This window comes from Shivajiella indica (genome assembly GCF_042683085.1).
GTDB classification, from domain to species: Bacteria; Bacteroidota; Bacteroidia; order Cytophagales; family Cyclobacteriaceae; genus Shivajiella; species Shivajiella indica.
Genome location: NZ_JBHUIV010000020.1, coordinates 414,544 through 428,655, shown reverse-complemented (window position 1 = coordinate 428,655; position 14,112 = coordinate 414,544). Strand labels below are relative to the sequence as shown.

The following is a 14,112-nucleotide window of genomic DNA, read 5'->3' as shown; positions in this document are numbered from 1 at the left end:
CCCGCCTGACCTTAGGGCAGGTTTACGAATTGGAACTTTGGTAAATCTTTGACGTGTTATTAAAAGTTTATAAATTATGTTTGACTACAATACCCGTGAACTTGTCATCAGAAATTACATCAATGCCTACAATGCTTTTGATGTACATGGAATGATTAAGGATATGGACACCAACATCCTCTTCGAAAACATATCCGACGGACAAGTTACTATGAGCCTTAAAGGAATCGAGGCATTTAGACAACAGGCGGAACAGTCCTTATCCTATTTTTCCAGTAGAAATCAAAGTATCGAAACACTTGTGCATGAGAAAGACCAAACCGTCGTTGAACTTAACTATAGGGCCGTTTTGGCAATGGATTTCCCCAATGGATTAAAGAAAGGAGATCAGATCCAATTGAGGGGGAAGTCTATTTTCAAGTTTTCCAAAGAAAATAAAATCATCCACTTGAAAGATATTGCATGATGAGTGTGAAAGTAGGTCCAGTAACCATTGAATGCATCCAAGGAGACATTACTTCCCAATCAGACATGGATGCTGTTGTCAATGCTGCCAATACCCAATTGGCTCCGGGGGGCGGGGTGGCAGGTGTCATACACCTTAAAGCAGGGCCAGGCTTATATGAAGAATGCAAACCATTGGCCCCTATCCAAACCGGGGAAGCGGTCATCACATCCGGACATGGATTGCCTAATCCTTTTGTCATTCATTGTTTGGGGCCGATCTATGGTCAGGACAAGCAGGAAGCCAAACTTCTCGCAAACTGTTATCGCAATGCCCTTAAAATTGCAGAGGAAAAGGGTCTTAAATCCATTGCTTTTCCTGCTATCTCTACAGGTATTTTTGGCTACCCGATTGCCGAAGCAGCCAATATTGCATTCAGGACATTTGCTAAAGAAGCCAATAAACTCCAACATATCAGGACTATCCGAATGGTTCTATTCAGCGAAAAAGACCTGAAAGAACACCTCATGGCATTCCAACAGGTCTTTAGGGATTGATGCTTTTTTTTTAATACAAGGAGTGAGGATGGGAATGGTTATCGCTATTAAGCTAACAATGGATTGTACATCTGGCACAAGTCGACCCCATACTGAATAAAATCCCTAAATTTACGAAGCTCCAACCATGACAACTATGACAACCCGACAACCCTGAAAAACCATTCCTAATTCATCATTCCTCATTCTACATTACCCCCCTTTTGCCTTGGCTCTTTAACCTTTTCCCTCATTTTACCTGATTACACATACTTAATCTCTACTTTTCTACCTGTCTTCACAGCTTCAAAGATGGCATCAATAATGACCATATCCTTCCATCCTTCTTCTCCGTCTACCGGTATCATTGGAACCTTCCCGTCAAGGATAATGCCTGCCATTTCATCCATCTGGGTTGTTTGATGGGTTACATGGGGAAGATCCAGCCTCCCCTTATGGGTCCAGCTTTTTATGGGTCCATATCCCGTTGAGGGCTGCATTTCAGCAAAACCTTTTTTCCCATTGAGGTAAAACTTATCCAGATAATTCATGCTGTAAGTGGAAAGACAGGATGCGACTGCCCCACTGGGGAAGCCCATTTGAAACTGTATGGTCTCATCCACGCCTTCTTTAAATTTCACAGGATCAGTTTTGGTTTCCTGGGCAGTAACCCAAATAGGATCCTCTCCTACCATATACCTGGAACCGTTGATGGAATATATACCTATATCCATCATGGCACCACCTCCTGCAAGTTCCCTATTTAGTCTCCATTGACTTGGATCACCAATAATGAAGCCGCTCAATCCCTGGAAGAACATGATTTTGCCCAATTCCCCTTCACTGCGCATCCTGACAATTTCTTTTGTATTGGCCTCGAAATGCATTCTATAACCTATCAATAAATGAACGCCGGCCTTTTTACAGGCTTCCACCATTTCCCTTCCTTCCTTTGCATTGATGGACATGGGTTTTTCACAAATAACATGTTTTCCTGCCGCGGCCACTCTCAGGCATTGAGGATGATGTAAGGCATTGGGGGTTATAATATAGACTGCATCTATATCAGGATTATTTTTTATCGCATCAAAGTTCTCATAATTGTAGCAGTTTTTATCCGGGATATTGAACCTCGCCTGCCAAACTTTTATCTTCGATGGCGTACCACTGATAACTCCGGTTATTTTGGCTCTTTTACAATCCTTCATGGCATCAGCAACCCTATTGGCGTAACTTCCTAAACCCATAAGGGCCACGCGGAGGACTTTATCATTTTCCTGGGGTAAAGAAGTACTTGAAAAACTTTTGGGGGAAATTCCTGCCACCAATGGAATAGAAAAGGCGGTCGCTGTGATTTTTTGAAGGAAATCTCTTCTTGAGTTCATAAGGCTATTTTGGTTGAATTAGGATGAGAAATGTTAATAAATTCACTTCCTGAAATTTAAAAAAATTATATTGTAAGGACAGACCGCTCATCTATTTTTTTGGGAATAAATATTAATTTCCTTGCTTAATTGAACATTGTTTAATAATATTCGATTGTTTAAGTTTATACCATGGGGATTAGCGAAAGAAAACTTAGGGAAAAAGAGCAGCTTAAGGAATTGATCTTAAACGCTGCAAGAGAACTATTTTTCAAACAGGGATTTGAAAAGACCTCTATTAGAAATATTGCAGAAAGTATAGAGTACAGCCCTGGTATAATTTATCATTATTTTAAAGATAAAAACGAAATATTCCATACCCTACATACAGAAGGATTCAATACCCTTAAGAAAAAAATGGAATCTGTAACGGCCATAGCAGACCCAATGGGCCGTTTGAAAGCCATGGGAAAACAATACGTTCAATTCGCCCTTGAAAATCCAAAAATCTACGACCTGATGTTTATGCTCAAGGCACCGGTCGAACACATGGTCAGTGAAGAAGTAGAAGGTTGGGAAGAAGGCGAATCGATATTTAACCTGCTCAAACTCACTGTCCGGGAGGCCATCATGAAAGGATATTTTCGGGGATTGAGCGCAGAACCTTTGAGCTACATGATATTGGCTACCCTTCATGGCTTAGTATCATTAAAAATCAGGAAAAGAACCAATAGGATTAAGGTCAATGAAGTTGACAGTATAGTCATGAATAGCTATCAGGCTTTTACTTTGATGTTGGACAGATAGATTGATCTCACGTGTTCCAGTTTTTTTTGAAGGAAAATGAAAAAAATCAAAGTTATAGCATTTGATGCAGACGATACCCTTTGGGTGAATGAGCCCTTTTTTAGGGAAGCCGAAGAAAAATTCTGTTCCTTGTTGGAGGATTTCCTGCCCCATCATACCGTAGAAAAAGAACTTTTTAAGACTGAAATCCAAAATCTGAGTCTATATGGCTATGGCGTAAAGGGTTTTATGCTCAGTATGATTGAGACGATTCTAAGAGTTTCAGAAAATACGGCAGACATCAAATTAGTAGAAAGAGCATTACTCATAGGCAGGGAAATGTTGGAAAAACCGGTCAATCTTTTGGAAGGTGTAGAAGAGGTACTGGTTCGTTTGAACGGAAATTACAGAATGGTTATGGCAACCAAGGGGGATTTGGTGGATCAGGAGCGCAAACTTAATAAATCAGGCTTGGCCAAACATTTCCATCACATTGAAATCATGAGTGATAAAAAGGTCAGTGATTATCAGAAATTATTGAAACACCTGGACTGCAAACCGGAAAACTTTTTGATGATTGGAAATTCCATCAAATCAGATGTATTACCTGTTTTGGAATTAGGGGGAACCGCCATTCATGTACCATTTCATATCACATGGATCCATGAAGAAGTCAGTCATACGATCCAGCATCCGGATTTTCATCAGGTAGACAATATCAAAAAAGTCATTAATATTCTTGAAGCCACTTGAATAAATGAATTCGATTGATTTTTTAGAAATGCCATCATTCAATGTCAAGTTATTTCATCCAATCAAATTTTTGGAAATACCGAATTAATTGTAAAAAAAGCAGATGGAAGGGATTCAAACCACAATTTTTTGCAGCAATAATGCATTTCTATGCATTTTTTAATTAACTTTCTGAACATCAACAATTTGGACCGAAAAACTTCTTAGCTTTCAATTTCTATGGACGAAAATGAATCCTCCATAGTGGAAATCCTTTATAAAAACACAGGATTAACACTAGATGATTGGCTTTCCATGATCAATATTCTAAACCTTGATAACCAGGAAAAAATAATCAAATACCTTACAGAAAATGAGGGTTTAACTTACAGAACAGCCCGATTCATTGCTTTAAGGGCAATGCTGATCCAAAAAAGATCAGGAAATGATTTTGAATAAAAAAAATCAACTTGTCTTTTGAATTACAATGGATACATCCACCCGAACCATGTTGGAAAACCTCCAAAAAAACACAGGTAAAACGCTCGAGGAGTGGATTGAGCTTGTTAAAGCTAAATCCTTTCAAAAACATGGCCAGATCATGAAATTTTTAAAGGAAGATCATGGGCTTACACATGGCTTTGCTAACCTTATTGCCTTGAAAAGTCTGGCCAGTGACGCAGGTTCTGCAGAGGACAGTAGCCAATTGATTGATAAACAATATCAAGGAAAGGAACATTTCAGACCCCTCTATGACCATCTCATCTATGAAATCTCAAGATTTGGAGATGATATAGAAATAGCTCCTAAAAATGCCAATGTAAGTATCCGAAGGAAAAAACAATTTGCCCTACTCCATCCCATCACTAAAACACGTTTTGAAATCGGAATTAACTTAAAAGGTCAGGAACCTCAAGGCAAATTAATTCCTAGTGGCAATGCCATGTGTTCACATAAAATTAACCTTTCTGCACTGAGTGATATAGATGAGGAAGTAATAAACTGGCTAAAATTAGCTTATCAGAACGCCGGTTAACCCAACACTTATCAATCAGAAATAAAATGGACTAAATTGGCTTAAACCATTGAGCCATGACAACTTTTTGAATTGCATTAATGCTTGTCCTGATTTTCAACCTTGCCCTTATCTAACGAAAGGAATTATTGGATTTGTCAACAAAGGATTAATAAGAAGCCCGGATGATTGGGAGGCAATTATGTCAAATATGTATGACCATTGAGCCGGAATTATATGCCTGTGGACTCCCATGAACAAATTGCCCTTATTGCAACGAGACCAGTTTTTATTGGGTTCGGAAATTAAGGTGGCGGATGGATGGATCCAAAAGGTTTGTTTTTGGAAGGAGTAGGTGCCATCTCAATTTACAATTCAATAAATAAAAAATATTTGTTAGCAATATAATTTATTACAATTTAATATAGAATAATGTCTAAAAATATTCCATTCAAATATCATAAAGAAGGATATACACCAAATCCCAATTAGAAAAACTTTATTAAATTGAAATTATTCTATATATTAATATTTGTTTACAATTATATTTTATACAATATATATAACAAAAATAAATTATTTACCGACCAAAAAAATGAAGAAATCTATCATCCTCACTCCTACCCCGGACTTAAAGCAGTCGCAGATATTTTACAATATACTTGGCTTTACACCATTAGGGGAGAATCCTAATCTATTCTCCGATGGTAGGGCAATCATCGAGATTAGCCCAAACCGTACATCCCGCGCAGGTCTTAAACTGTTCAGTAAGGATTGGAGCATAGAGATTGAAAATCTAAAGAAGAAATCACTTATTTTAATAAAGAAGAAGAGGTTGATAATGTAATCATCAGAGATCCGGGAGGAATGGGATTTTTTATTTTCAATGATTAAATGTATTATTTAGAATATTTTGAAGTTTATTCCCATAAAATCAAATCCATTAGACCATGGCTAAGGTTGAATATGAAGGAAAATTAATTTTACTCATAGTTTAAAACAATCAAAATTTCATGAAATGAAGTATGCTAGTTTTATTTTCTTTCTGTGTTTCCTCTTTTTTTCCTGTAGTAAACAAAAGGCTTTAGATGTCTCTTTTCCTGTTATCGGATACATTAAGCTTAACAATTCCCTGCTCGAAATTTCAGAAGTGGCAACTGATTTGGAAGTTCCTTGGGATATTGATGCAGGAAATGAAAATCAACTTTGGTTTACCCAGGTCAAAGGTTCCCTCCATTTATTGGATCTGAAGACCGGAGAGCAAAATGAAATTTTTAAAGTTCCGGATCTGATTGCAAAAAAGTCCTACGGATTATTAGGAATGGCTTATTATCCTAAAGAATCATGGATTTTCCTACATTATACTTTTGCCATTCCCAAAGCTGGACAGGAGGAAGAAATCCAATCCCGGCTAGTCCGTTATGAATTCAATGGAAACACTTTAACAAATCCCAAAATATTATTGGACAGTCTTCCGGGAGCCACTTTTCACAATGGGTCAAGAATTATCATTTCCGAGGATGATAGATTATTTTTTTCCTTGGGGGATGTCGGAAAAGTAAATCTATCTCAAGATAAAGATTTCCTTGGAGGAAAAATTCTCAGGATCAATCTTGACGGAAGTATTCCACCGGATAATCCATTTACTGCCAATCCTGTTTGGGCCATGGGTTTTCGAAACACCCAAGGGTTAACTTTTGGAAATAATGGATTCTTATATGCCACTGACCATGGTCCTTTAAATGACGATGAGGTCAACTTGGTTTTCATGGAAGGGAATTATGGTTGGCCCGATGTGCAGGGATTTGCCAATCTGGAAAAAGAAAAAGATTATGCAACGCGGACTAAAATAGAAGAACCGCTGATTGCCTGGACACCTACCCTAGCCTCCGCAGGAGTGGCATATTATGGAAGTTCCAAAATCCCGGAATGGACCAACAGCCTGTTGATAGCTACTATGAAGGGCCAATCCATCAGGGTATTGACATTGGCAGAGGATGGAAAAAAGGTGGAAAAAGAGGCCATTTTTCTTCAAAAACATTTTGGAAGGATAAGAGACATCTCCGTGGCGCCTAATGGGGATATATTTTTTTGTACCAGCAATAGGGATTGGCATCCAAGATTCCAACCTTGGTTGTATGAGGTATTGCCTGAAGGTCCGGATAGAATTATCAGGATAAGGGTTATGGACACCGGCGACAATCCAGATCCTGCATTGCCAGTTTATGAAGAAGAAGCTGAACCCATGCGTTTATTGGATGAAAATTGGGCATATGAAGTCAGTGCTGAACTCGAGACAGGTGCAAAATTATATACCCAGCATTGCCTTACCTGCCACGGGCCTGAAGGAAAAGGTTCAGACGATTTGATACCTCCCCTATCCCAAACGGATTGGGTCACCGGAGACAAAGGAAGATTGATCCGGATCTTACTTTTGGGTCTTTCAGGGGAGATCACGGTCAATGGGAAAAAATACAACCAGGAAATGCCTGCCTATGACCACCTTTCTGATAAAGAAATTGCTGATTTGCTTACTTTCATCAGAAATGACTTGGGAAATAAATCATCTGCCATCATTGCAGGTGAGGTGTATGAAGAAAGGAAGGGTTTAAAAAGGTAAAGCTGCAATCATTAACAAAATAAATAGCTGGGTAACCTAGATCACAGTATAAGTGATTTAAAAATTTTAATTTTAAATCACATAAAATCAATAAACATATGGCATACCATATCTCAAAAACAGTCGAAAAACAGGATTTTGATCAGTTAAAAGAAAAAGTTGTGGAAGCCTTGAAAACAGAAGGTTTCGGCGTATTGACCGAAATTGACATCAAGGCTACCATGAAGAAAAAATTGGATAAGGATTATAGACCTTTTGTGATCTTGGGAGCCTGTAATCCGGTATTTGCCGATAAGGTCTTATCCGTAGATCCCCATATGAGCGCCTTGCTTCCCTGCAATGTAAGTTTACGTGAACTGGAATCTGGAAAAATTGAAATTTCAGCCATAGAGCCGATTACGGCTATGGCAGGAGTGGGAAATGTAGATATCAAACCTTTGGCGACAGCTGTCAGTGAAAAACTAGCTAAAGTTGTAGGCATGGTTGAATAAAAATCCTGAATCCTTGAAAGGTCTTTATTTCAAGGTTGATCCTACTTTTAAAAGGGGAATACCTTATCTATTACTTCAGAAAGTGGCCAGAGATAATTCCTGTCCGCTTTTTTTTTAAGAATTTTTGGAAAGAAATATACCTTTAAAATATTTAAACTTTTATGAATTGATTCATAGATGTAACCATAAGAAAAATGGTTTTTTTTCGTTATATTCGATACAAGTTAGCTACAAAAACCAACCTTCATTTTTTCACCGGAAAATAAACCACCAACAGGAATGCTGAATGGTTCTGGCATATTCCTATGCCGGATAATACAGTACATCTTCGCAGAATAATAATTAAAATCTAATGACCGTGAAATCAATTTGTTTGGTATTACACACCCATCAACCCATTTCTTTGAAAAATTACAGGTTTTATGATATTGGAAATAGCAGCGCCTATTTCAATGAGGCGACCAACCGTGAACTGATCCAAAACCTTGTGACGATGAAATTTAATCCGGTAAACCAGGTTTTGATGAAAATATTTCAAGAAAACCAGTACCCTTTTAAAATCAGCTTTTCTTTTTCTGGAACTACCTTGGATTTATTGGAACATGCAGCATCGGAAATGGTCAGGGATCTGAAAAAAATGAATGAATTGGGCTATGTTGAATTTCTTTCAGAAACCTATTCACATTCCATTTTATCCAAAAAATACCTGGATGAATTCAAAGAACAAATCAAAATACAAAAACAGAAAGTTTGGAATATTTTTGGCCAGTTGCCCCAAGCTTTTTTGAATATTTCGGGATATCCAACACAATTTTTTTCTTCCATCTTACCTGAGCTTGGATTAAAGGTTATGATAAAATTCAATAAGGTACTTTCCAGTTCATCAAAATACCATTATCAAATCCTGAATTCGATTCCAATAAAAGTATTATTTGCTGAGCAAAGACCATTCAAAAATTTCACATTTCCCTTAAATAGGGATAAAAAACAACAAGCCATTGATATAGATTTGTTTCTAAGCTGGGTTAAAAATCTTCCTGATGAAGATGATGTGGTATGTCTGGTGCTGGAATATGCCAACCTCATTCCGGAAAATCCCAAAGACCTACATGTTTTGGATTTTATAAAAAAGTTGCCAAGGAAAGCCAAAGAAATGGGAATTGGCTTTTCCACCCCATCTGAAATGATGTTAAAAAATGACTCCTTCAGCTTTTTCAATCCTGGATTAGAGGAAAATCTATCACAAAACATGGACACCAATATTTTGAATGTATTCCAAAATGAAATATTCGGCTTACTGAATGATTTAAAAGAAAAAGTTTATCAAACCCAGGATCAAAACATACTCAAAACCTGGTACTATTTACAGGATCAGGGACTTTTTGATGAGCTATATGCAGATAACAATGTCGAATCTGAAAAAAACAATGCCATCCAATTTTATATTACTTTTCGAAATGTGATAGAGGATTTTACCCAAAGAGTGGAGCAAATCCTGATTAATGAAAATTCCAGGTGGAGTAATATAGACAAAAACCCAATATAAGGATATCCAGAAAACAACATTAATAATTAAACAGGTCCGTTGAGTTGACTGAATTAATCTAAAAATGGATAAAGTTAAATTCTCTCCCATTTGGAGTCCATTTGCCAGGTACCTCCATCTTGAATTAGATTTGCTGACCACAAATAAGTTTTGGGCCATCGTTTAAAAATTTTAGCCACGGAATACAAGAACCGTATAGCCAGTTTTTTTTCATTGGGTTCCCATCCTCCAGTGGGTTGCAACTGTATATTCGCTTGTCCCTCGCTCTTTTTTACCCAATATCTACCGATTATCCTTCCGGTTGAAATATGTCCTTTGATCTCAAAATTCCCTTCAAGATTGACCCTGTCTTTTAGCAAATTGACCTGAGGAAAAGGTGGATCAAAATTCAATTCAACCTGATGCCTACCTCTTTTTCCAATGAGGCTTTTGATCTCTTCGGCTGATCCGTTTTTGGTAAGAATTATATCCCCTTCATTAACCGCTGATTCCTTCATAACCCCTGATTGTGATGGATTAAGGGTGACAATGAAAGGATCTGAGGAATACCTCATAAAATACATCCAAGTACCGTCCAATGGAAAAGGAAACCTGTCTATTTTATGTTCTTTCCCATTGATGCGCAGACATGCTTCAGTTTTTTTTCTCCTAACAAAATAAAAATCATGAAGATATACCAAGGGCAAGGCAGAGGGTTGGGTTGCTGCATCCCCCATAGGAGCCAATAAGCCAAAGGGCTTTCTTTCTTTATCATGATTTTCAATCACTTTGATTTCAATCTTCCTGCTCTCTAAGTCATTAAATACAATTTCTACTTGGACTCCAGCCTGATTTATCAGGAATTTGTTTTTCTCAAAGGCTACTTCTTTCATAGCCCTGAGGCCATTGCCCGCAATATCATACTTTTGAGGATTAAGGGTCAGTCCTTTTTGGAAATACAGATCCACTTTCAAATCCAATCTCCAGGCAATGACAAGCAACCCCTTGCCATTGATCTCATCATTGAAATATTGGGGCTCGAATCCTTTATAGATAGCATCCGGATCTTTTTCAATATTAACCAATAACAGCCTTTCCATAGGATCAATCCTAATTTCGAAAGGATTGATAAGTGGCAATTTACCTTGATGGTATATCGTTTTGGGATGAAACATGAGTGATTCTAAATTGGATTCCAAAAGAATAACAGCGCCTGGCGAGAATCAGCTTACTTATTTTGAGCTTATCTTTTGATCTTTTCCTCAAAACTAAATAAAACTGTCTGGATTGGCCTGAACAAAAATCAAGGCATTTTATGACCTTCATCATGTTTGAAAAAGCTAATAGCTGGTATCTTTATGCCATTGATCAAAAAATCATGAAACATCTATTTTTAATCTTCCTTATTTTTCATTTTCTCATCCATTTGCTGGGATTTATAAAAGGCTTTCAAATTTTCGAAGTGAAAGAATTCACTATCCCCATCAACAAACCGTTTGGATTAATTTGGTTAGGCACTGCTCTTATATTTCTGACTTCCACCATATTTTATTGGTATGATCATCCCCATTGGTGGCTATTTGCATTATTGGGGGTAATTTTATCCCAGGTGTTAATTATTTGGTTTTGGGCCGATGCCAAATTCGGGACATTTCCTAATATCTTGATTTTTTTGGTGGCGTTCATTTCTTTTTCCCAATTCCTTTTCCAACAAAAAGTTGATGCTGAAGTAGAAGAAATTCTAAAGGAATCTTCCGATCAACCTTCAGATCCTATTACCTTAGAATCCATACAAGGGCTTCCCCAACCTGTCATAAAATGGTTAAAACAATCCGGAATTATCGGCAAATCACCAATTCATTCTTTAAAAATAACTCAGGAATACCGGATTAAATTAAAACCGGAACAGACCAACTGGTATTCTGCAAAAGCTGAACAATACACTACTGCATATCCTCCTGCTTTTGTTTGGACGGCTGACATGAAAATGATGCCTTTAGTCTTTGCTTTTGGAAGAGATAAATTTATTGATGGAGAGGGTGAAATGTTGTTCAAGCTTTTGAATTTGTTTCCGGTAGCAAAAGATGGTCCCAATACCCAAATCAATGAAAGTGCGCTTCAGCGCTTTTTGGGTGAGATAGTTTGGAACCCTTCATCTGCCCTCATGGATTACGTTACCTGGGAAGAAATTGATGAAAACACTGCAAAAGCAACATTAAAGTATAAAAACACCACCGGAGCTGGTTTTTTTTACTTTGATCAAAATGGCAGGTTGACACAGTTTGTGGCGGAAAGATTCATGGGCAGTGGAACAGAAGCCAAAAAACACCTTTGGATAGTTAAAGTTCTAGAGTATAAAGCATTTGATGGCATCACACTACCAAGCAAGTGCAATGCCACCTGGAAACTTGAAAATGGAGATTGGACTTGGGCGGAATTTGAAGTTACCCAAATAGAATTCAATCCTGAAACCCAATGACTTTTAAGCTCATCATTCAGGTCTGAGATGTTGTTTAAGAAAATCTGTGGTGGCCTGATTGACCTTTACCAGATTTGAAAACCTCATCCAATGATGGGAATCATCCGGAATAATCAAATAGTCAAAAGGCATTTTCCTTTCCTGAAATCTTCTGATTAGGTCAGTGGTATGACTCACCTGAACATTTCTGTCATCATCGCCATGGATAAACAAAACCGGTGATGTCCAGGTATCCAAATAAGCCAAGGGTGAAGAAAACCAAGCTGTTCTTTGTGCTTTTTCGAAATCAGGTGCCTTTTCAAACCCTTCAGGCATTTGCAGTCTACTGGACAATTCATGGACACCATGGATATCTACTCCAACTGAAAACAGTTTTGAATCTTTTCCCAAAGCCAAAGCCGTAAGATATCCACCATAAGATCCTCCATAAATACCTATTCTTTGGGTATCAACTTGGGGCAAGGAGGCAAGATACTCCCCTGCAGCCTTTACATCCTGGTATTCTTCGGCACCTTGCCAATAAGTTCTGGCCGGCTTGTGAAATTCATAGCCATAACCTATGCCAAGTCTAAAATTGACAGAAAGTACAACGAAACCTAATTCTGCCAGATATTGATTGACTGCATAAGTATTCGAATAATAGTCCCCATAGTGCCAACCCAAAAGCATTTGCCTCTGTGGTCCTCCATGCACGAAAAGAACAGCGGGTTTTTTGGAAGAACCACCCTGTTTTTCGAATAGCTGACCATGTATAGTCATCCCATCAGGAGACTTAAATATCACTTGTTGGGGTGTAACCAGATTTTGTGGAAAATCCGAAGGTATCAAATGTGCTCCGACCAATTTTTCAGTTGATTTTTCCATATCCAAAACTGCTGGCAACAATGGCCTTTGGGCAGTGGAAGAAAGGAAAGCAAGGTGTCTGTTATCAGATAGCACTGTCGGAATGGCTTCTATTCCTTTTCCCTGTGTCAATAATTCCATGTCCCCTCCCCAAATATATACCTTGCCTATATGTCTTCTGTCAATGTCTTCACCATCAGGCCCCGTATTGGCCGAAAATACTAAAAACCTTTTGTCCTGACTTAACCGGACATGTTCTACCATGAACTGCCCTTTGGTCAGTTGTCTGGATGGGCCGGAATCAGCATCCATGGCATAAAGATGTGGCCATCCATCCTCATAGGATAAATAGATAACGGTGTTATCTGCTCCCCAATTCAGATTTGCTCCACCATGAGTGGTGGAAATCGATCCTCTAAGTGTTTCAGGTGCTTTCCATCTCATCCTACCTTCTCCAGTCTCTAAATCTGCTATCCAAATTTCCCAAGGATTGTGCCTTTGTTCTAAGATGGGCATTATTTCTCCACTTCCGCCAGGCCTTCGGATAAAGGCTACTTTTTTCCCATCAGAGGACCATTTGGGACTGGAATCCCTGCTGAAGGAGGGTGCCAAATACCTTAGCTTTTTGTCAGCCATATCAAAAACACCAATCAAAGCATGGCTGCTTCTGTTAATTGAAAAGAGTAAATGTTTCCCGTCAGGAGACCAACTGATGGAGCCTATTGAGCCCTTAGTTTCAAATAACTGCTCCGGTTTTTTATCTTTGGCAATAACCCAAAGCTGTTTGTTTTTGATATAGGCGATGGTTCGGTTGTCAGGAGAAATAACCGGTTCATCTCCTTCCGTAAGCATTTCAGCAGCTCCTCCTGACAAAGAAGCCTGCCAAATTTCTACCTTTGGAATGAACTGTTCCTGTGAAGGATTGATTCCGATATTGTCATCCCAATTGCTCCCATGCTCCCCTCCCCTAACAAAAATGAGAGAATTACCATCATTTGAAAATTGTAGACTGCTAATTTCCTGTCCATCATCTTTTACAAAGGCAGTTATTTTCTTTGGATTGAATTCAGGAGCCTCTGCCATATACACATTTCTCATTCCTTTTTCATTCATGGCCCATGCAATTTTTTTACCCACGGGTGAACTCACCAATTCCGAAGGAAAAGGGAATGAAGAAATCTGTTCCACAGAAAAAGATTGGCCTATGGCATAAATGCTTATTAAAAAGAGGAGGAAAAACAGGTAGTATCTTTTCATTTTGAAATAGGGTTTGACT

Annotated in this window: 14 protein-coding genes; 11 read left to right on the top strand and 3 right to left on the bottom strand. The window is 38.3% G+C overall.

Annotated features, from left to right (window positions below):
- Window positions 1–76: 76 nt before the first annotated feature.
- Both ACFSKV_RS16045 and ACFSKV_RS16040 read left to right on the top strand, forming a co-directional pair.
- Entirely contained in the window at window positions 77–466 is a 390-nt protein-coding gene (locus ACFSKV_RS16045) for a nuclear transport factor 2 family protein (protein WP_380804949.1), read from the top strand.
- Window positions 463–1,002, top strand: a complete 540-nt coding sequence (locus tag ACFSKV_RS16040) for a macro domain-containing protein (RefSeq protein WP_380804947.1) — start codon at window positions 463–465, stop codon at window positions 1,000–1,002. Before ACFSKV_RS16045 ends, ACFSKV_RS16040 begins: the two co-directional genes overlap by 4 nt.
- 242 nt (window positions 1,003–1,244) lie before the next feature.
- On the opposite strand, the gene ACFSKV_RS16035 is transcribed toward ACFSKV_RS16040, so the two are convergent.
- Entirely contained in the window at window positions 1,245–2,366 is a 1,122-nt protein-coding gene (locus ACFSKV_RS16035; RefSeq protein ID WP_380804945.1) for a Gfo/Idh/MocA family protein, read from the bottom strand.
- Window positions 2,367–2,537: 171 nt separating this feature from the next.
- On the opposite strand from ACFSKV_RS16035, the gene ACFSKV_RS16030 reads away from it, so the two are divergent.
- The 8 genes from ACFSKV_RS16030 to ACFSKV_RS15995 all read left to right on the top strand — a co-directional run bounded on the left by ACFSKV_RS16030 (window position 2,538) and on the right by ACFSKV_RS15995 (window position 9,535).
- The gene (locus tag ACFSKV_RS16030) at window positions 2,538–3,152 is read left to right on the top strand and encodes a TetR/AcrR family transcriptional regulator (protein WP_380804942.1); all 615 of its coding nucleotides are present in this window, start codon (window positions 2,538–2,540) and stop codon (window positions 3,150–3,152) included.
- 36 nt (window positions 3,153–3,188) lie between these two features.
- Window positions 3,189–3,884: an HAD family hydrolase gene (locus ACFSKV_RS16025; protein WP_380804939.1), complete on the top strand. Its 696-nt coding sequence runs from the start codon at window positions 3,189–3,191 to the stop codon at window positions 3,882–3,884.
- Window positions 3,885–4,103: 219 nt separating this feature from the next.
- Complete coding sequence (locus ACFSKV_RS16020) at window positions 4,104–4,322, top strand: hypothetical protein (protein WP_380804937.1); 219 nt, start codon at window positions 4,104–4,106, stop codon at window positions 4,320–4,322.
- 28 nt (window positions 4,323–4,350) lie between these two features.
- The gene (locus ACFSKV_RS16015; protein WP_380804934.1) at window positions 4,351–4,899 is read left to right on the top strand and encodes a DUF4287 domain-containing protein; all 549 of its coding nucleotides are present in this window, start codon (window positions 4,351–4,353) and stop codon (window positions 4,897–4,899) included.
- A 574-nt stretch (window positions 4,900–5,473) separates the two neighbouring features.
- A complete protein-coding gene (locus ACFSKV_RS16010) occupies window positions 5,474–5,725 on the top strand; it encodes a hypothetical protein (RefSeq protein ID WP_380804931.1) in 252 nt (83 codons plus the stop codon).
- 171 nt (window positions 5,726–5,896) lie between these two features.
- Window positions 5,897–7,498 (top strand): PQQ-dependent sugar dehydrogenase, encoded by a 1,602-nt coding sequence (locus ACFSKV_RS16005; RefSeq protein WP_380804928.1) that lies wholly within the window; start codon window positions 5,897–5,899, stop codon window positions 7,496–7,498.
- Between the two features lie 98 nt (window positions 7,499–7,596).
- A complete protein-coding gene (locus ACFSKV_RS16000) occupies window positions 7,597–7,989 on the top strand; it encodes a DUF302 domain-containing protein (RefSeq protein ID WP_380804926.1) in 393 nt (130 codons plus the stop codon).
- Window positions 7,990–8,347: 358 nt separating this feature from the next.
- Window positions 8,348–9,535, top strand: a complete 1,188-nt coding sequence (locus ACFSKV_RS15995) for an alpha-glycosidase (RefSeq protein ID WP_380804923.1) — start codon at window positions 8,348–8,350, stop codon at window positions 9,533–9,535.
- Window positions 9,536–9,609: 74 nt separating this feature from the next.
- On the opposite strand, the gene ACFSKV_RS15990 is transcribed toward ACFSKV_RS15995, so the two are convergent.
- Window positions 9,610–10,689 carry a hypothetical protein gene (locus tag ACFSKV_RS15990; RefSeq protein WP_380804920.1) on the bottom strand — a complete coding sequence of 360 codons (1,080 nt, stop codon included), beginning with the start codon at window positions 10,687–10,689 and terminating at the stop codon, window positions 9,610–9,612.
- A gap of 203 nt (window positions 10,690–10,892) precedes the next feature.
- Between ACFSKV_RS15990 and ACFSKV_RS15985 the strand changes: the two genes are divergently transcribed.
- Window positions 10,893–11,993, top strand: coding sequence for a DUF6544 family protein (locus ACFSKV_RS15985; RefSeq protein ID WP_380804918.1), 1,101 nt, complete (start codon window positions 10,893–10,895; stop codon window positions 11,991–11,993).
- A 12-nt stretch (window positions 11,994–12,005) separates the two neighbouring features.
- Here ACFSKV_RS15985 and ACFSKV_RS15980 read toward each other — a convergent pair whose 3' ends face one another.
- Window positions 12,006–14,093, bottom strand: coding sequence for a S9 family peptidase (locus ACFSKV_RS15980; RefSeq protein WP_380804916.1), 2,088 nt, complete (start codon window positions 14,091–14,093; stop codon window positions 12,006–12,008).
- Window positions 14,094–14,112: the final 19 nt, after the last annotated feature.